The organism is Pandoraea apista (assembly GCF_001465595.2).
GTDB classification, from domain to species: Bacteria; Pseudomonadota; Gammaproteobacteria; order Burkholderiales; family Burkholderiaceae; genus Pandoraea; species Pandoraea apista.
The window spans coordinates 2,573,337-2,591,685 of record NZ_CP013481.2 but is presented as its reverse complement, the minus strand read 5'-3'; the positions used below and the strand labels follow the sequence as shown (position 1 = coordinate 2,591,685).

At 61.3% G+C, this 18,349-nt stretch carries 20 protein-coding genes; 11 read left to right on the top strand and 9 right to left on the bottom strand.

The window, feature by feature from the left end:
• The first annotated feature begins 114 nt into the window (after positions 1 to 114).
• From AT395_RS12080 to AT395_RS12030, 11 genes are all read left to right on the top strand, one after another.
• The gene (locus AT395_RS12080) at positions 115 to 501 is read left to right on the top strand and encodes an Mth938-like domain-containing protein (RefSeq protein ID WP_042115736.1); all 387 of its coding nucleotides are present in this window, start codon (positions 115 to 117) and stop codon (positions 499 to 501) included.
• A 26-nt stretch (positions 502 to 527) separates the two neighbouring features.
• The gene (locus AT395_RS12075) at positions 528 to 2,267 is read left to right on the top strand and encodes a glycosyltransferase family 39 protein (protein WP_048629366.1); all 1,740 of its coding nucleotides are present in this window, start codon (positions 528 to 530) and stop codon (positions 2,265 to 2,267) included.
• Positions 2,268 to 2,407: 140 nt separating this feature from the next.
• Positions 2,408 to 2,779: an SMR family transporter gene (locus AT395_RS12070; RefSeq protein ID WP_039372038.1), complete on the top strand. Its 372-nt coding sequence runs from the start codon at positions 2,408 to 2,410 to the stop codon at positions 2,777 to 2,779.
• Positions 2,780 to 2,865: 86 nt separating this feature from the next.
• On the top strand, positions 2,866 to 4,032 hold the full coding sequence (locus AT395_RS12065) for a DegT/DnrJ/EryC1/StrS family aminotransferase (RefSeq protein WP_042115734.1): 1,167 nt from the start codon (positions 2,866 to 2,868) through the stop codon (positions 4,030 to 4,032).
• Positions 4,029 to 5,051, top strand: coding sequence for a glycosyltransferase (locus tag AT395_RS12060; protein WP_042115733.1), 1,023 nt, complete (start codon positions 4,029 to 4,031; stop codon positions 5,049 to 5,051). The genes AT395_RS12065 and AT395_RS12060 overlap by 4 nt, the downstream gene beginning before the upstream one ends.
• The gene (locus AT395_RS12055) at positions 5,048 to 5,953 is read left to right on the top strand and encodes a formyltransferase (protein ID WP_042115732.1); all 906 of its coding nucleotides are present in this window, start codon (positions 5,048 to 5,050) and stop codon (positions 5,951 to 5,953) included. The genes AT395_RS12060 and AT395_RS12055 overlap by 4 nt, the downstream gene beginning before the upstream one ends.
• Before the next feature lie 7 nt (positions 5,954 to 5,960).
• A complete protein-coding gene (locus tag AT395_RS12050) occupies positions 5,961 to 7,010 on the top strand; it encodes a bifunctional UDP-4-keto-pentose/UDP-xylose synthase (protein ID WP_052765591.1) in 1,050 nt (349 codons plus the stop codon).
• A gap of 183 nt (positions 7,011 to 7,193) precedes the next feature.
• Positions 7,194 to 8,099, top strand: a complete 906-nt coding sequence (locus AT395_RS12045) for a polysaccharide deacetylase family protein (RefSeq protein WP_048629325.1) — start codon at positions 7,194 to 7,196, stop codon at positions 8,097 to 8,099.
• A 73-nt stretch (positions 8,100 to 8,172) separates the two neighbouring features.
• Entirely contained in the window at positions 8,173 to 8,634 is a 462-nt protein-coding gene (locus tag AT395_RS12040) for a peroxiredoxin (protein ID WP_042115730.1), read from the top strand.
• Between the two features lie 334 nt (positions 8,635 to 8,968).
• Entirely contained in the window at positions 8,969 to 10,705 is a 1,737-nt protein-coding gene (locus tag AT395_RS12035; protein ID WP_042115729.1) for a PhoH family protein, read from the top strand.
• 205 nt (positions 10,706 to 10,910) lie between these two features.
• Complete coding sequence (locus AT395_RS12030) at positions 10,911 to 11,723, top strand: C40 family peptidase (protein ID WP_082117868.1); 813 nt, start codon at positions 10,911 to 10,913, stop codon at positions 11,721 to 11,723.
• Here AT395_RS12030 and AT395_RS12025 read toward each other — a convergent pair.
• The 9 genes from AT395_RS12025 to AT395_RS11985 all read right to left on the bottom strand — a co-directional run bounded on the left by AT395_RS12025 (position 11,715) and on the right by AT395_RS11985 (position 18,342).
• Positions 11,715 to 11,987 carry a cupin domain-containing protein gene (locus AT395_RS12025; RefSeq protein ID WP_042115727.1) on the bottom strand — a complete coding sequence of 91 codons (273 nt, stop codon included), beginning with the start codon at positions 11,985 to 11,987 and terminating at the stop codon, positions 11,715 to 11,717. The two genes, AT395_RS12030 and AT395_RS12025, sit on opposite strands and share 9 nt — an antisense overlap.
• Positions 11,988 to 12,333: 346 nt before the next feature.
• Positions 12,334 to 13,344, bottom strand: a complete 1,011-nt coding sequence (locus AT395_RS12020) for an inorganic phosphate transporter (RefSeq protein WP_039372017.1) — start codon at positions 13,342 to 13,344, stop codon at positions 12,334 to 12,336.
• 13 nt (positions 13,345 to 13,357) lie between these two features.
• Entirely contained in the window at positions 13,358 to 13,984 is a 627-nt protein-coding gene (locus AT395_RS12015; protein WP_010803803.1) for a DUF47 domain-containing protein, read from the bottom strand.
• Between the two features lie 114 nt (positions 13,985 to 14,098).
• Positions 14,099 to 15,466, bottom strand: a complete 1,368-nt coding sequence (locus AT395_RS12010; RefSeq protein WP_039372107.1) for a replicative DNA helicase — start codon at positions 15,464 to 15,466, stop codon at positions 14,099 to 14,101.
• 299 nt (positions 15,467 to 15,765) lie between these two features.
• The gene (rplI, locus tag AT395_RS12005; protein WP_039372009.1) at positions 15,766 to 16,218 is read right to left on the bottom strand and encodes a 50S ribosomal protein L9; all 453 of its coding nucleotides are present in this window, start codon (positions 16,216 to 16,218) and stop codon (positions 15,766 to 15,768) included.
• Positions 16,219 to 16,245: 27 nt separating this feature from the next.
• Positions 16,246 to 16,527, bottom strand: a complete 282-nt coding sequence (gene rpsR / locus AT395_RS12000) for a 30S ribosomal protein S18 (RefSeq protein ID WP_039372005.1) — start codon at positions 16,525 to 16,527, stop codon at positions 16,246 to 16,248.
• Positions 16,528 to 16,529: 2 nt separating this feature from the next.
• Complete coding sequence (gene priB / locus AT395_RS11995) at positions 16,530 to 16,832, bottom strand: primosomal replication protein N (RefSeq protein WP_042115726.1); 303 nt, start codon at positions 16,830 to 16,832, stop codon at positions 16,530 to 16,532.
• A 45-nt stretch (positions 16,833 to 16,877) separates the two neighbouring features.
• Complete coding sequence (rpsF, locus tag AT395_RS11990) at positions 16,878 to 17,255, bottom strand: 30S ribosomal protein S6 (protein WP_039372000.1); 378 nt, start codon at positions 17,253 to 17,255, stop codon at positions 16,878 to 16,880.
• Between the two features lie 175 nt (positions 17,256 to 17,430).
• Positions 17,431 to 18,342, bottom strand: coding sequence for a LysR family transcriptional regulator (locus AT395_RS11985; RefSeq protein ID WP_042115725.1), 912 nt, complete (start codon positions 18,340 to 18,342; stop codon positions 17,431 to 17,433).
• Positions 18,343 to 18,349: the final 7 nt, after the last annotated feature.

The window sequence follows — 18,349 nt, the reverse complement described above, 5'->3', positions numbered from 1 at the left end:
CATTGACGGTTTGCGCCATGCGAGGCAAGATGCGCGGCCGTTGCGCGACCCGCCGACGCTCGTTGACCACTGGATAACCATTGGGTAACCCCCTGGGTAGGGAATCTTTCGAAAGTGAAACTGCATCAAGACCCGTTGCAAGCATTGAACACTGTCACCGGCTACGGCCCCGGCTACGTCGAGGTGAACAAGGTTCGTCACGAGCAAAGCGTGATCATTGCACCAGAGGGCGAGATCCAGGCCTGGCCGGTGTCGCGCTTCGATGCACTCGAGCCGTCTCATTTCGAAAATCTGCGCGCGCTCGACCCTGAAGTCGTCATCTTCGGCAGCGGCGCCCGTTTGCGATTTGCCCATCCCCGGCTGACCAGCACGCTCACCAGCACCCGCATCGGCGTGGACTCCATGGATACCCAGGCGGCCTGCCGCACTTACAACATCCTGATGAGCGAAGGGCGCCGTGTCGTGCTCGCCGTGCTCATCGAGACCGAGGCGGCTGAGTGAGCCGCCGCCCGCTCGCCTCCGGCCCGATGGCCGCCGAACCGCTTGCTCCGCCGCCGTTGTCCACGCCCACCGCATCGCACTCGCCGCCGTCTTCCTACCCGCTGTCCCCCACCGCTTTCTGGCTGCTTCTCGTGGCGTTCGCGCTCGTCTGGTTCGGCGTTCTCGACTACCGCCACCTGATTGCGAGCGATGAAGGCCGGTACGCGGAAATGGCGCGCGAGATGTGGGTCACGGGCGACTGGATTACGCCGCGTTACAACGGGTACAAGTATTTCGAAAAACCGCCGCTGCAAACCTGGATGAATGCGCTCACGTTTGCCGCATTCGGACTGGGCGAATGGCAAGCCCGGTTGTGGACGGCGCTTACCGGTTTCGCGGGTGTGCTGATGGTCGGCTACACCGGCCGCCGGGTATTCAATGCGCGCGTCGGCCTGTTCGCCGCCGCAGCGCTGGCCTGCGCCCCCCTGTGGTCGCTGCTCGGGCACTTCAACGTGCTCGATATGGGCTTGTCGTTTTTCATGGGGCTCTCGTTGTGCGCGCTGCTGCTGGCCCAGCGGCCGGGCCTCGCGCGCCCCGACGTGCGCGGCTGGATGTGGCTATGCTGGGCAGCCATGGCGCTTGCCGTCCTGAGCAAGGGGCTGGTCGGCATTGTGTTGCCGGGCGGCGTGCTCGTGATCTACACGTTCGTCGCACGCGACTGGGCCTTGTGGCGGCGTCTATACCTCGGCAGCGGACTGATCGTCTTCTTCGCGATTGCGGCACCGTGGTTCGTGCTGGTACAAGTCCACAACCCAGAATTCTTCGATTTCTTTTTCATCAACGAGCACTTCCGCCGATTTGCAATGGAAGGCCACAATCGCGATGGCGCGCCGTGGTACTTCGTGCCCGTGTTCATTGTCGGTTTCCTGCCCTGGCTGTCGGTGTTGCCGGGCACCGTGCGCGCCACGCTGCGCATGCCACGTCAGCCCAACGGCTTTGCTCCGGCACTCATGCTCTGGGTGTGGGCGCTGTTCATCTTTGCCTTCTTCAGTGCGTCGCACTCGAAGCTGATTTCCTATCTGCTGCCCATCGCACCGGCCATGGCACTGCTCTTTGGCCTGTATCTCGCACAGTTACGCCGCGAAACGGTGCGTCTGCACATGGCGGGTTACGCGATTTTCCTGATCGCCGCGCTCGTCATGGTAGCCATCTTCGTGGGCCGTGCGGGCAGCGTACGCAACCCGAATGAGTTATACAAAGCCTTCCAGATCTGGCTGTACTTCGCGATCGGTACCGGACTGGCGGGAACGCTCGTGGCGTGGCGGCTGGCGAGACACAGTGCGCGCCGCGCCCTGCTCACCTTTGCCGGTGCGATGCTGCTGCTCGTGACCGTCGGCGGCATGGGCCATGAAGTGTTCGGCCGCCAAAGCTCGGGCGTGCTGCTTGTGCCAGCCGTCAAGGCGGAGATGCAGCGCCTCGGGCCGAACGTGCCGTTCTACTCCGTGAACCTGCTCGACCACACCATGCCGTACTACCTCGGCCACACGATGATCATGGTGCAGCACCCGGACGAACTGGAGTTCGGCGTGAAGCAGGAACCCCAGAAATGGGTGCCGACGCTCACCGATTTCTACGCCCGCTGGCGGGCCGACCCCAAGGCCCTCGCGCTGGTCGACCCGGGCACATTCGGCCAGCTCGAAGCCCAACATCTGCCAATGCGGATCATCGCGCGTGACAGCCGCCGCATCGTCATCTCGAAACCACAGCCGGAAGACAACGTAAAATAGCGCGCTTGTCCATCGTCAGCCCTGCATCTCCGGCGATTCGCGCCGGCGACGACAGCAATATGAGGCTGGAGGCCTGGCATAGCCAAGCGCCAGCTAATTCGCAACGTTCATAATTATTCACAAACGTTCACAAACGTTCCATGAATCTCGCTACGTTTTCCCTTATTCTCACGGGCGTGCTGCTCAATGCCTGCGCCCAGTTGTTGCTCAAAGCTGGCGCGGGCTCCATCGGCGCACTAGAGTTCACCCGCGCCAATATAGTGCCCATCGGCATCAAGCTCGCCACGCAATTGCCGATTATGGGCGGGCTGGTCTGCTATGCCATCAGCGTGGTTGTATGGATTCTGGCGCTCTCGCGTGTTGAAGTCTCGATCGCCTATCCGATGCTCTCGCTCGGTTATGTCGTGAACGCGTTCGCCGCCTGGTACTTGTTTGGCGAGACGCTGTCGATGCAGCGCCTTGTCGCGATCGGCATCATTCTGGTCGGTGTTTATATTCTTGCCCGCAGCTAAGGCAGCGGGCCGATGGAATCGGTGCAAGCGCCGCATTACGCGCTGACGCACTCCCCCAATGCTTACCTGAGGCTTTGTCTTACATCATGAGCGACTCGGCAACCTCCCAATCGAATCAACCATTCCTGCCGTTCACGCGGCCGAGTATCGACGACGCCACTATCGCCGGCGTGACCGAAGTGCTGCGCTCCGGCTGGATCACCTCGGGCCCGCAAGTGCAGGCCTTTGAGAAGGCACTGTCCGAATTTTTCGGCGGCCGTCCGGTGCGCGTCTTCAACTCGGGAACCGCTACGCTCGAGATCGGCCTGCGCATCGCCGGCGTGCAAGGCGGCGACGAAGTCATCACCACGCCGCTGTCGTGGGTCGCCACGTCCAACGTGATTCTGGAAGTCGGTGCAACACCGGTGTTCGTCGACGTCGATCCGGCCACACGCAATATCGACCTCGATCTGCTCGAGAAAGCGATCACGCCCAAGACGCGCGCCATCATTCCCGTCTATCTCGCCGGATTGCCGGTCGATATGGACCGGTTGTACGACATTGCGCGCCGTCACAACCTGCGCGTGATCGAAGACGCCGCGCAAGCCATGGGATCGACCTGGGGCGGCAAGCGTATCGGCGCCATCGGCGATCTCGTCTCGCTCAGTTTTCACGCCAACAAGAACCTCACCTCCATTGAAGGCGGTGCGCTCATCTTCAACAATGAGGACGAGGCGCGTCTGGCCGAGAAGTACCGCCTGCAGGGTGTCACCCGCACCGGTTTCGACGGCATGGATGTCGATGTCCTGGGCGGCAAGTACAACCTCACCGACGTTGCCGCTCGTGTCGGCCTCGGCCAGATGCCGCATCTCGCAGCGTTCAACCGCCGCCGCACCGAACTGGCCCGTCTGTATTTCGACACGTTCGCGGGCGGCCCTGCCGTGGCGCTCGGCCTCGGTTTGCCGCACGCCGACTTCACAAATTCGAACTGGCACATGTTCCAGGTCGAGTTGCCGCTGGAGCGCCTCACGATCGACCGCGCCGGCGTCATGGAAAAGCTCAAGGCCCGGGGCATTGGCAGCGGCGTGCACTACCCGGCCATTCACCTGTTTACAATGTATCGTTCGCTCGGCTTCCACGAGGGACAGTTCCCGCATACGGAACGCCTCGGCCGCAGGCTGCTGACGTTGCCGCTCTTCCCCGCGATGAGCGATGCCGACGTTGCCCGCGTCTGCGAAGCCGTTAACGCCATTTGCGCTGATCATCAAAAATGAATTGTCCACAACTCTCCGTCGTCATCCCGGTTTACAACGAGGAGGCCGGACTTGCCGCCCTCTTTGCCCGGCTATATCCGGCGCTCGACCAATTGGGCCTGACTTACGAAGTCGTGTTCGTCAACGACGGTAGCCGCGATCGGTCGGCCGCACTGCTCGCGGAGCAGTACCGGGCGCGGCCGGAGGTAACGCGTGTCGTGCTGTTCAACGGCAACTATGGGCAACACATGGCCATTCTGGCCGGCTTCGAGCACACGCGCGGTGAATGGGTCGTCACCCTCGACGCCGATCTGCAGAATCCGCCCGAAGAAATCGGCAAGCTCGTCGCGCAGTTGGCCGCCGGTCACGACTACGTGGGTACGGTGCGCATGAACCGTCAGGACACATGGTTCCGTCGCCACGCCTCGCGCGCCATGAATCGCCTGCGCGAGCGTATCACCCGCATCCGCATGACCGACCAGGGCTGCATGCTGCGCGGCTATAGCCGGCACATCGTCGATACGGTCAATCAATGCCGTGAGATCAACACGTTCATTCCGGCGCTGGCGTACACGTTCGCGCAAAACCCGACGGAAGTGGATGTCGCTCACGAAGAGCGATTTGCAGGCGAATCGAAGTACTCGCTCTACAGCCTGATTCGTCTGAATTTCGACCTCGTCACCGGTTTCTCGGTGGTGCCGCTGCAATGGCTCTCGGGCGTGGGCATCACGCTGTCCGCCGCCTCCGGCGTGCTGTTCGTCGTGTTGATGGCCCGCCGCTTCCTGTTCGGCTCGGAAGTCCAGGGCGTGTTCACCTTGTTCGCCGTTACGTTCTGCCTGCTGGGCGTGATTCTTTTCGGCATGGGCCTGCTCGGCGAATACATCGGCCGCATTTATCAGCAAGTTCGCCAGCGCCCGCGTTATCTGGTGCAGGCAGTGCTGGAAGAGCGTCCGTCCGGCCGCCCGGAGAGCGCCGCCGGCGGTGCATCGAATACCAGCCAGGCCACCGGGGCAACGGAACTGGGATCGCACGCGTCATGAGCGCAAAGGCCGTCGTTTTCGCATATCACAACGTTGGCGTGCGCTGCCTGCAGGTATTGCTGGCGCGCGGCGTCGATGTCGCACTCGTCGTCACGCATCAGGACAACCCGAACGAAAACATCTGGTTCGGCAGCGTTGCGCGTGTCGCCGCCGAGCACGGTATCCCGGTCGTCACCCCTGACGATCCAGCCGATCCCGCGCTTGCCGAGCAAATCCGTGCCGTCGCGCCGGATTTCATCTTCTCGTTCTACTACCGCCACATGATTCCCGTGGCGGTACTCGACATCGCGCCGCGAGGTGCATTCAACATGCACGGCTCGCTGCTGCCGAAGTATCGTGGCCGCGTGCCGGTCAATTGGGCGGTTTTAAAGGGTGAAACGGAAACGGGCGCCACGCTGCACGAAATGGCCGCCAAGCCCGACGCCGGGGCCATCATCGATCAGACGGCCGTGCCGATCCTGCCGGACGACACGGCTGGCGAGGTGTTCGAGAAAGTGACGGTCGCCGCCGAGCAAACGCTCTGGCGCTGCCTGCCGGGCCTCATCGCAGGCACGGCCCCGCGTCACACCAACGATCTGGGCTCGGGCAGCTATTTCGGCGGACGCAAGCCGGAAGACGGCCGGATCGACTGGTCGCAGCCTGCCAAGGACGTCTATAACCTGATTCGCGCAGTTGCGCCGCCCTACCCCGGCGCATTTACCGACGCGGCGAACCGCCGCTGGGTCGTCACACGCGCCCGTCTGTCGCGCTCGCCGGTTCCCGCCGGTTTGCCCTGCGGACTGCAAGTAGTGGATAATGCGCTCCTTGGCGTTTGCGGCGACGCAAACGCCGTCGTCATTCATGAACTAATGCTGGACGGCAAGCCTGTCACGCCGGAACAGTTTTCCCAGCTCAATCACTGACCGCAATATGAAAAAAGTCCTGATTCTCGGTGTCAACGGGTTCATCGGCCACCATCTGTCGAAACGCATCCTGGAGACGACCGACTGGGAAGTTTATGGCATGGACATGCTCACGGATCGCTTGGGCGATCTGGTCAACCACGAGCGCATGCACTTCTTCGAAGGCGACATCACGATCAACAAGGAATGGGTCGAGTACCACATCCGCAAGTGTGACGTGATCCTGCCGCTGGTCGCCATCGCCACACCGGCGACTTACGTGAAGGCGCCGCTGCGCGTGTTCGAACTCGACTTCGAGGCGAACCTGCCGATCGTGCGCTCGGCCGTGAAGTACGGCAAGCACCTGGTGTTCCCGTCGACTTCCGAGGTCTACGGTATGTGCACCGACGGCGAATTCGACCCGGAAAACTCGCCGCTGATCTACGGCCCGATCAACAAGCCGCGCTGGATCTACGCCTGCTCGAAGCAGCTCATGGATCGTGTGATCTGGGGCTACGGCATGCAGGAAGGCCTGAATTTCTCGCTGTTCCGCCCGTTCAACTGGATCGGCGCCGGGCTCGACTCGATCTACACGCCGAAGGAAGGTTCGTCGCGCGTGGTCACGCAGTTCCTCGGCCACATTGCCCGCGGCGAAAACATCAGCCTGGTCGATGGCGGCAACCAGAAGCGAGCCTTTACCGACATTGACGATGGTATCGACGCCCTGGTGCGTATCATCGACAACAAGAACAACGTTGCCAGCGGCAAGATCTACAACATTGGCAACCCGAAGAACAATTTCTCGGTGCGCGAACTGGCCAACATGATGCTCAAGCTGGCCGCCGAGTATCCCGAGTACGCCGAAACCGCCAAGAAGGTTCAGCTCGTCGAAACGTCGTCGGGCGCCTACTACGGCAACGGCTATCAGGACGTGCAGAACCGCGTGCCGAAGATCGAGAACACCATGCAGGAACTCGGCTGGGCACCGACCACTTCGATGGACGACGCACTGCGCAAGATTTTCGAAGCGTATCGCGGCCATGTTGCCGAAGCTCGCCGTCTGGTCGAAGGCGAGTAAGCGCGTCAGCGAGTGGCAAGTCACGATGCAGGACGCCGTTCCGTTGCCTGTTGATAGCGGGCCGGACACTGCACTGAACGCCCGATGCGCCCCCGGCGCATCGGGCGTTTTTGACTCGACATTTTTCATCCGATATTCGGGGTATTGCGCGAACGCCGCGCGATCCCCTACCCAAGGGCGGCTATGGCCAAGTTTGTCCTGAAGATCGACGTCGACACCCTGCGCGGCACGCGCGAAGGCGTGCCCAATCTGCTCGCCGCCCTGGCCGAGCATGAGGCGCAAGCGACGTTCCTGTTCAGCCTCGGGCCGGACCACACCGGCTGGGCGCTCAAGCGCGTCTTCCGTCCGGGCTTTCTGAAGAAGGTCTCGCGTACGTCGGTGGTCGAACACTATGGCTTCAAGACGCTCATGTACGGCACCCTGCTCCCCGGCCCGGACATCGGGCGGCGGGCGGCCGACGTCATGCGCACCGTGCAAGCAGCCGGTCATGAGACCGGTATCCATACGTGGGACCACACCTACTGGCAGGACAACGTGCGCACGCGCGACGCCGCCTGGACACAGCGCCAGATGTCACAGGCCTTTGCACGCTTCACGCAGATATTCGGCGCACCGCCGCTCACGCATGGGGCAGCCGGCTGGCAGATGAACAACGATGCTTTCCGACAAATCGATGCCTGGGGCATGAAGTACGCGTCGGATGGGCGCGGCACTGCGCCTCACTACCCGATCGTCGACGGCGTGCGTCTGAATCATGTTCAGATGCCGACGACGCTGCCCACCGTGGACGAGCTGCTCGGTGTCGATGGCCGCGATATCAATGGCGTGGCCGAGTACCTGCTTGCCCTGACCCGCGATCCGGCGCAACATCACGTGTTCACGCTTCATGCAGAACTTGAAGGCCAGAAGCTGGCCCCATTATTCCGTCAATTGCTGGCCGGATGGCGCCGTCAAGGGCACGATCTGGTGACGATGGGCCAGTACTACGCATCGCTTGATCTCGCCTCACTGCCGGCGCATCCCGTCGTGTGGGGCGAAATTCCGGGTCGTTCAGGCGATCTGATTCTTGAGGGCGAGGCGGCTGCCTGACCTCGTTTGCCAGTTTGCCCATTTCGACCGACTTCCCCGTTCCGGCCTTGCAAGGCCACCCAAGGAGACCATAGTGACGGTAGCCATCGACACTCCCGTGCCCGATTTCACCGCACCGGCCACCGGCGGCGATTTTTCGCTCAAAGCCCACCGCGGCCAGAAGGTGGTGATCTACTTTTACCCGAAGGACAACACCCCCGGCTGCACGACGGAAGGCATGAACTTTCGCGACAGTTACGCGCAGTTCCAAGCCGCCGGCGCGCAGATCATCGGTGTATCGCGCGACAGTCTGCGCTCGCACGAGAACTTCCAGCGCAAGCTCGAATTGCCTTTCCCGCTGATCTCCGACGGCGACGAAGCCGTCTGCAAGTTGTTCGGTGTCATCAAGCTGAAAAAACTGTATGGCAAGGAGCATATGGGCATCGAGCGCAGCACCTTCCTGATCGACGAAAAAGGCGTGTTGCGCAAGGAATGGCGTGGCGTACGCGTGCCCGATCACGTTGCTGAAGTCCTGGCTGCCGTACAGGCGCTCTGAGCACTGGCCGGCATGGGCGATGCTCCGGAGAAAATCGAGTCCCGGGCATCGTCGGAGAACCACTGCAAGCGCCATGGGCACGGGTGTTGCGAACGGGCCGATAGCGACTGTCAGTGAGGTCATTCGACGCTATACAAGTACGGCAAGAGACGTTATAGTCGGCCGTAATGATCAAGCGCATTGAACGAGACTATTGCAGGCGTCGCCACGGCGGCGCCTTCAGCCAAGCCGCCTCTCCGGTGCGTCCGGGCAGGCGGCTTTTTTGTTGCCGGGACGTGTGGTATCGCTGTCTGTCCTGGCCGAGTAGTGTTGTGTTTTCTTGAACGGGAAATCTATGCCATTGCCATCGGCGCCGACCAAACCGGGCACGCTGCTTGCCCCGGAACAATTCCCCACTCGCCTCAAACCTTCGCGCACGGAGGCCAAGAAACCGATCCCCTCATCTGAACAACACGCCCTGGGCGAGACGTCCGGTGCGGCTGGCACGGCCGAGTTGAAGGTCGTCCCCAAAACAGGTCCCGCGACGCAGACTGCTCCACAGCCGTCGCCTGCTGCACGCTCGCCCCAATCGCCCCCGGCAGCCGATTCGACCGGCGCAACCCCGTCTCTCAAGGCCGTGAAATCGACGGCGACGAGCGGTGGTTCGAAGCGTGCCCGTACCAAGGATCAGGAACCCGCCAAGCTCTTCGTGCTCGACACGAATGTGCTCATGCACGACCCGAGCAGCCTGTTCCGCTTCGAAGAGCACGACGTCTATCTGCCGATGATGACGTTGGAAGAGCTCGACAATCACAAGAAGGGCATGTCGGAAGTGGCGCGCAATGCGCGTCAGGTGAGCCGCACCCTCGACGGGCTGGTCGCGGAAAGCGGCACGAAGTCGATGGCCGAGGGTATTCCGCTCTCGCGGCTCGGCAACAAGGACGCCACTGGCCGCCTCTACTTCCAGACCGACCTTCCCGAGGTCCCGCCCCTCGAAGGACTGCCGCAAGGCAAGGCCGACAACCAGATTCTGGGTGTCGTGCGAGCGCTGGAGGACAAATTCCGCGATCGCCAGGTCGTGCTGGTGTCGAAGGACATCAACATGCGCGTCAAGGCGCATGCGCTCGGTCTGCCCGCGGAAGATTACTTCAACGACAAGGTGCTTGAGGACAGCGATCTGTTGTACTCGGGCGTGATGGCCTTGCCGCCGGACTTCTGGACCAAGCACGGCAAGGGCATGGAGAGCTGGCAGGACAATCGTACCGGCACCACGTTCTATCGCATCACCGGCCCGCTGTGCATGAATTTCCTCATCAATCAGTTCGTCTATCTCGAGACGAATAACGGTGAGGCGCCGTTCTACGCGCAGGTTCGTGAGATCAACGGCAAGACGGCGCTGCTGCAAACGCTGCGCGACTATGGGCACCACAAAAACAACGTGTGGGGCATCACGGCGCGCAATCGCGAGCAGAACTTCGCGCTCAATTTGCTGATGAACCCGGAGGTCGACTTCATCACGTTGCTCGGCCAGGCCGGTACCGGCAAGACACTGCTCGCCCTTGCCGCAGGTCTGGCCCAAACGCTCGACGAGAAGCGCTACAACGAAATCATCATCACGCGGGCGACCGTGCCCGTCGGTGAAGATATCGGCTTCCTGCCGGGCACCGAGGAAGAAAAGATGCAACCGTGGATGGGGGCATTCGACGACAACCTCGAAGTGCTTCAGAAGACGGACGATTCTGCCGGTGAATGGGGCCGCGCAGCCACGCAGGAATTGATCCGCTCGCGACTCAAGGTCAAGAGCATGAATTTCATGCGCGGACGCACGTTCGTGAACAAGTTCGTCATCATCGACGAGGCACAGAACCTGACGCCGAAGCAGATGAAGACGCTCGTTACCCGTGCCGGCCCGGGGACCAAGCTGATCTGTCTGGGCAATATCGCACAGATCGATACCCCCTACCTCACGGAAGGCAGCTCGGGCCTCACCTACGTGGTGGATCGTTTCAAGGGTTGGGGGCATAGCGGACACGTTACGCTCGCGCGTGGCGAACGTTCGCGTCTGGCCGATTACGCTGCGGAGATTCTCTGACGTCTTCTGGCCAAACGAGAGCCTTCATCGCTCATCACGACGGCGCCTTCGGGCGCCGTTTTTTTTGCCGTCGACGCCGGCAGCATGGCCCACCGACGACAAAATCGTCTGGGAATCCGCGCATTTGTGACTTCGATGCCACAGAACGCCCGTATTTCGGCACTTTTGCAATGCATTCACTCGACAAGCGTCGTAAACTCGTCGCATGCGAATTCAGCGATCTCTCTGCACGCCTCGCTTTCTTGCTCGCTACGTGACGCCGCCGGCGGTACTGCCGAACGCGCTGTGGCGGTGCGGGGGCGCGTTGGCGCTCACGTTGCTGGTCGCCGCATGTTCGTCCGGCCCGTCGGTCAGGCAAGGCGGCACTGCCAACTATGGCAACCGTACGGTAGGCCCCGAGCGCAGCGCAGGTCAGGAGGAAATCACGCTCGAAGCGATGAGCCTCGTTGGCATTCCCTACCGCTACGGCGGCAATACCCCAGACTCCGGTTTCGATTGCAGCGGCCTCGTGCGCTATGTCGTCGCGCGCGCCGCGGGCGTGAACCTGCCGCGCACGACCGCCGACATGAGTGGCGTCGGCACGCCGCTCGAACGCGACGATCTCGCGTCGGGCGACCTCATCTTCTTCAACACGACGGGACGCGCCCACTCGCACGTGGGTATCTATGTCGGTGAGGGGAAGTTCGTGCACGCACCTAACTCTGGCGGCACGGTGCGTCTGGAGAGCCTCTACATCCCGTATTGGGCACGCCGGATCGATGGGGTTCGGCGCGTGGCGGCCAACAAGGCGCCCGCCGGCAATACGACCTACGTAAATCGCACCGCGCCCGCAACGGTCGCGCAGACGCCGGCAGCAGCAACACCAATGAATAGCGCGCCGAACCGGCCGCTCACGGCTGCCACGCCCTCCCCAATGGACACGCCACAGGTGTCGCCGCCGAGGAGCACGGCGAACCTCGTCACGCCGCCATTGCAGGACGACGATCCGATCGCCCGCTTCGCCAATAGCTCAATGTAAGGTTTTCCGGCCGACGAGATATTGCACACCAGCCGGACCGTAACGTTCGGCGTGCGCTTCGTTAGCCTTCAGATGGAAGACGTCGCCCTCGTGGTACACACGCTCGTCGTCGCCCACGCGAATGGCGATTTCGCCGAAGAGAATCAGCGCTTTCGCTTCGAAGGGATGCGCATGAACCTCGAGATCACCCGACTCTCTCGTGACTTTCACCAGCTCGGTAAAACCTTCCTCGGCCAGTTCCCGCTCAAATGTGTCGCGTTGCATACGCCCTCCGCATGGGCGAGGTGTCGTCGTGGTCAGCGCAAATGGGCGAGCAGTGTCGCGGCGCCGCCGATGTTGATTGCCACCCCCAGGAGCGCAGCGACTGGACGGCTACGCAGGGAGTGATGGATCAGTGTGCTCATATTAGCCTCCAATGGGGTTCGATAAAATACTATCAACAAATAGTAATTAATCGCAATTTACTATTGAAATTGATTTTCCCGATGATGGCGATACCGAGCGTCAATGTCTACGGGCCGAGAGAGAACAAAAAAAGCGGCCGAAGCCGCTTTTTCCCTGTTTGCAGGCCGGTATGCCGTCGTAACGACGGCATACCGGCGAAAACGTGTCACAGGATCTGCTTGCCGACCCACCAGGCAATCGCCGCGATGAACGCCGAGGCCGGGATCGTCAGCACCCATGCCCAGACGATATTGCCGGCCACCCCCCAGCGTACTGCCGAGAGCTTACGCGTGGCGCCGACCCCCACAATGGCTCCGGTAATCGTATGCGTGGTCGAGACCGGCACGCCGAGCCATGAGGCGAAGAACAGGGTGAACGCCCCACCCGTTTCGGCGCAAAAGCCACCCACCGGCTTGAGCTTGGTGATCTTTTGCCCCATCGTGCGCACGATACGCCAGCCACCGAACATGGTGCCCAGACCGATCGCCAGATAGCAGCCCACGATCACCCACAGCGGCGGCTCAGCCGCTTCCTGCGGCCACATGCCGGCGGCAATCAGCAGCATCCAGATAATACCGATGGTCTTCTGTGCGTCGTTACCGCCGTGCCCCAGGCTGTACATACCGGCCGAGACCAGTTGCAGGCGACGGAACCAGCGATCCACGCGAGCGGGTGGCGTGCGAAAGAACAGCCACGACACCAGCAGCATGAAGAACGAGCCCAGCACGAATCCCAGCAGCGGCGAGATGAAAATGAACGCCACGGTTTGCAGCAGACCGCTCGCGACGAGCGACCCCGTGCCCGCCTTGGCCACCGCAGCGCCGACCAGACCACCGATCAGGGCATGCGACGAACTCGACGGAATGCCGTAGTACCAGGTGATGATGTTCCACGCGATAGCGCCCACGAGGGCGCCAAAGATCACGTAGTGATCGACGATCTCGGGGTGAACCGTCCCCTTGCCCACCGTCGCCGCGACTTTCAGGTGAAAGACGAACAATGCGATGACGTTGAACATGGCGGCGAATGCCACCGCCTGATGCGGCTTGAGCACGCCCGTCGAAACCACCGTAGCGATGGAGTTGGCGGCGTCGTGAAAGCCGTTCATGAAGTCGAACAAGAGCGCCAGAGCGATCAATAGTCCGATCAGCCAGAGGCTGATGTGCAGCGTTGCCATCGAAAGTCTCCGCTCAGGCGTTTTCCAGCACAATGCCTTCGATGATGTTGGCAACGTCCTCGCACTTATCGGTCACCGATTCGAGCAATTCGGACACGGCCTTCTGCTTGATCAGCTCCTTCACGTCGGATTCTTCGCGGAACAACTTCGACAGCGACGCGCGCAACAGGCGATCGGCCTCCGATTCGAGGCCATCGATTTCTTCGCACAGCTTCAGAATTTCGCGGGCGCGATCCATGTCGTTGAGCAACGCCACGGTGCTTTGCACGCGCTCGCAACACTTCACGCAAATCTCGCCGAGCGTACGTGCTTCGCTCGGCACGCTCTTGACGTCGTACATCCACACGGCCGTCGCCACGTCTTCCATCAGATCCAGGATGTCGTCCATCGTGCTGATCAACTTATGGATCTCATCGCGATCGAAAGGCGTGATGAACGTCTTGTGCATCAGATCGATGGTCTCGTGCGTGATGCGATCCGCTTTCTTCTCGTTGTTCTGCACTGCAACGGTACGTGCCTCGGCATTGGGCAGGTCGTTGAGCATGGCAGACAGTTCGCGACTGCCGGCAACCATGCACGCCGCGTGCTGGTTGAACAGCTCAAAGAACTTGCCCTCGGTGGGCATGAAGCGACCGAACATTATTGGAAAACTCCGGGTATTAATAGGGGACGGGTCGACACAAAAACGTCACATTCTACCTTGTTGCGGGCGTGCGTCACCGCACTCCCGTGTGAATAGGCGGAAATCAATGCGTCAGTACTGGGGACCTGCCAGATTGTCGAACTTGGTGTAAGCACCGATAAACGCCAGACGCACGTGGCCGATAGGACCGTTACGCTGCTTCGCGATAATGATCTCGGCAGTGCCCTTGTCGGGCGTATCGGGGTTGTACACTTCGTCGCGATAGATGAACAGAATGATGTCGGCATCCTGTTCGATAGCGCCCGATTCGCGCAAATCCGACATGACCGGACGCTTGTTCGGGCGTTGTTCGAGACTACGGTTGAGCTGCGAGAGCGCAATCACCGGCACGTTCAGCTCTTTGGCCAGGCCCTTGAGCGAACGCGAAATTTCGGAAATTTCGGTTGCGCGGTTTTCACCGCCGCCCGAGCCGCTCATCAACTGAAGGTAGTCGATGATGATCAGGCCGAGCTTGCCGCACTGACGCGCCAGACGACGCGCACGCGCACGCAGTTCCATCGGATTGAGCGCAGGTGTCTCGTCGACGAAAAGCTGCGTCTCGTTCATCTTCTGCATGGCATGCGTGAGCTTCGGCCAGTCTTCGTCGACCAGCTTACCGGTACGCAGACGATGCTGATCGAGGCGCCCCACCGAGCCCAGCATACGCATGGCCAACTGCGTGCCCGGCATTTCCATCGAGAACACGGCGACAGGCAACCCCTCTTCCACGGCAATGTGCTCGCCGATGTTCATCGAGAAAGTCGTTTTACCCATCGACGGACGGCCGGCCACGATGATCAGATCGCCGCCGTTGAAACCCGACGTCATACGGTCCAGATCGACGAACCCGGTCGGAATTCCGGTGATGTCGCTACCACCTTCACGGTGATACAACTCGTCGATTCGCTCGACCACTTGCGTAAGCAGCGGCTGCAACTCAAGGAAGCCACTCGTGCTGCGCGAGCCCTCTTCCGCGATGGCGAAGACCTTCGCCTCCGCCTCGTCGAGCATCTGACGCACTTCCTTGCCTTGCGGATTGAAGGCGTCCGATGCGATCTCGTCGGCCACCGTCACCAGCTTGCGCAATACAGCCCGGTCGCGCACGATTTCCGCATAACGGCGGATATTCGCGGCGCTTGGCGTGTTCTGGGCGAGGGCATTCAGATAGGCGAGCCCGCCCACGTCCTCGGCTTTGCCGGCGGAGGTGAGCGATTCGAAGACCGTGATGACGTCGGCAGGACGGTCGCCCGCGATCAGGCGGCCGATATGCTGATAGATGATCCGGTGGTCGTAGCGGTAAAAATCCGAATCGGCCAAAAAATCGCCGATACGATCCCACGCGCTGTTATCGAGCAGCAACCCACCGAGCACGGATTGCTCCGCCTCGATAGAGTGCGGCGGCACTTTGAGCGAATCGAGCTGGGGATCGGGCGCGTTCATGCCGGGCATTATACCGTCCCCGCGATCTCGGTCTCCCCCGGCAAAATCCCGCTTGCGCGACGATTTTTCCGAGCGCGGTTTGTTCAGCAGTTTCCCTGGAGGCAGCATAAGGTGGAGCTATCGAACGTAACGAACGTGGAAGGGAGCGCAACCGGAAGGCGGTCGGCATAGATCAGCGCATGACCGGCAGCGGGCGGTCCCGGCAACCAGCAAATCAGAACAGACAGGCATAAAAAAACGGAAGCCGGCGGACCGGCTTCCGTCTTTTATTCGCGTCGGGAAGCTGACGCGGATACGGCTTAGGCGTGCTCGCCCAGCACCGACACGTTCACGTCGATAACGACGTCCGTGTGCAGCGCCACCTGGACCGGGAAATCACCCACGGTCTTGAGCGGGCCATTCGGCATACGCACTTGCATCTTCTCGACCTTGAAGCCTTGGGTGCCCAGGGCTTCAGCGATGTCGAAGTTGGTGACCGAACCGAACAGACGGCCGTCAACGCCGGCCTTCTGCGAGATTTGCACGGTCAGACCGCTCAGCTTTTCGCCTTCGGCTTGTGCAGCAGCCAGCTTCTCGGCAGCAGCCTTTTCCAGTTCGGCGCGGCGAACTTCGAATTCGGCGATCGCGTCCTTGGTGGCGCGACGGGCCTTCTTGGTCGGGATCAGGAAGTTACGTGCGAAACCATCCTTGACCTTCACGATGTCGCCCAGGTTGCCCAGGTTGACGACCTTTTCCAGCAGAATCACTTGCATTATCTATTCTCCTTCGTCGACTGGCGATTAAGCACCGTGCAGATCGGTGTACGGCATCAGCGCGAGGAAACGCGCACGCTTGATGGCCGTGTCGAGCTGGCGCTGATAGTGCGCCTTGGTGCCCGTCAGGCGAGCCGGGGTGATCTTGCCGTTGTCGCCGATGAAGTCCTTCAGCGTTTCGACATCTTTGTAATCGATCTGCTCGACACCAGCGACGGTGAAGCGGCAGAACTTCTTGCGCTTGAACAGCGGGTTTTGCTGTTGGCGACGACGATCAAACTTCTTGTTTTTACCGTTAGGACGCGGCATGTTCAACAATCCTTTTCAAATTCTTGCAATGCTGTGATGTGAAACACCAGGGTACGGCTATTGCGATGCTTCTTGGCCAGGAAACCCGCCCACTGGGCCGGCTTCTCGAGTCCCAACGCCATGACTTTGGCACTGATGGGACCTATCGCAACGGCTGGCATCGAGAACTCAATCTGCCGGGCAACGCCCGACTCTTCGACAGTTCCCGCATGGGCCAGCGTGACATCGATCACAGGAAGTCCGGCTGGGGTATAGCGCAGCGAGCCGATTTCGACAATGCTGGCCTCGAGCCGTAGACGATTCACGCGTTCGATGTTTCCGTGAGCACCCTGATGCGTTCCGGTGCGCTATTACGAAGCGGCGGCTTCGGTCGTGGGCACGGCGGCAGCCTTCTTGGCTTCTTCGCGGGCCACTTCCTTCATCATCGGCGACGGCGCCGTCTCAGCCTTCTTCATGCGAACCACGAGGTGGCGCAGAACGGCGTCGTTGAACTTGAATGCGTGTTCCAGCTCGTCCAGCGTTTCCTGGTCGCACTCGATGTTCATGCAGACGTAGTGAGCCTTCGCCAGCTTCTCGATCATGTAGGCCAGTTGACGGCGGCCCCAGTCTTCGACGCGATGGATCTGACCAGCCTTGGCCGTCACCATGCCCTTGTAGCGCTCGATCATCGCAGGCACTTGCTCGCTCTGATCGGGGTGAACGATAAATACGATTTCATAATGACGCATATAGAGCTCCTTATGGACAAAGCCGCCTGGGCGTCAGAACCAGTGCAGCAAGGTTGCAGAACCCGCGATTCTAGCGGAATTCGTGTCGATCATCAACTCCCGCCCTATCGGTGCCGCGCGGCGGCCCATCCAGCCCTTCCCCACCGCCCGCCCCGGCATAGCGCCAGCCCTTGACTCAGCCGTTTTCCAGCCAATAGTTCGGACGGGCGTAAATCTGCCGCAACTGCTCAATGAAAAGCCGCACCCGCGCCGGCTGGAAACGCTGCTGTGGGTACACGGCAAGAATGTCGTAATCGGGTAGCGCGTACTCGTCGAGCACCGTTTCAAGCTCTCCCGAGAGCAGTTCGCGCTGAATCTCCCAGGTCGAGCGCCAGCCGAGTCCCAACCCCTCCAGCGCCCAGCGATGCAGCAATTCGCCGTCGTTGCAGTCCAGATTGCCCGCCACCCGTATCGTCACGAGCTTGCCCTGCCGCTTGAAGTACCAGCCGCGCTGCTGCCCGCCTTGCAGATTGAATGCAAGGCAATTGTGCCGGGCCAGATCTTCCAGCGTCTTGGGGCGGCCGTGTCGTGCGAAATACGCCGGCGTGCCGCACACCACGCGCCGGTTCTGGGCGAGTTTGACGGCCACGAAATTCGGGTCGACGGAGCCGCCGATGCGAATGCCCATGTCGTACCCCTCGCGCACAATGTCGACCACCCGGTCGGTCAGATTGAACGAAATCTGAACCTCCGGATGCAGACGGAGAAACGCGGGCGCGTGCGGCGCCACGTGCTTGCGGCCAAACGCCGCCGGGGCCGACACGATCAAGTGCCCCGAGACCGCGTGACGCCCCGCGCTGATCTCGTTCTCCGCCATCTCCCAGTCGCCGAGCAACTGTTTGCAGCGCTCGAGAAAAGCGCCGCCCTCTTCCGAGAGGGCCAGCCGGCGTGTCGAGCGGTACATCAGCTTGATACCGAGCCGCTTCTCGAGCGCATCGATTCGCCGCCCCAGAATTACCGGCGAGACCCCTTCCTTCAGTGCCGCGGCCGCCAAACTGCCCGATTCGGCGACCTGCACGAAGGTTTCGATCTGTTTGTAACGGTCCATCGCGCCT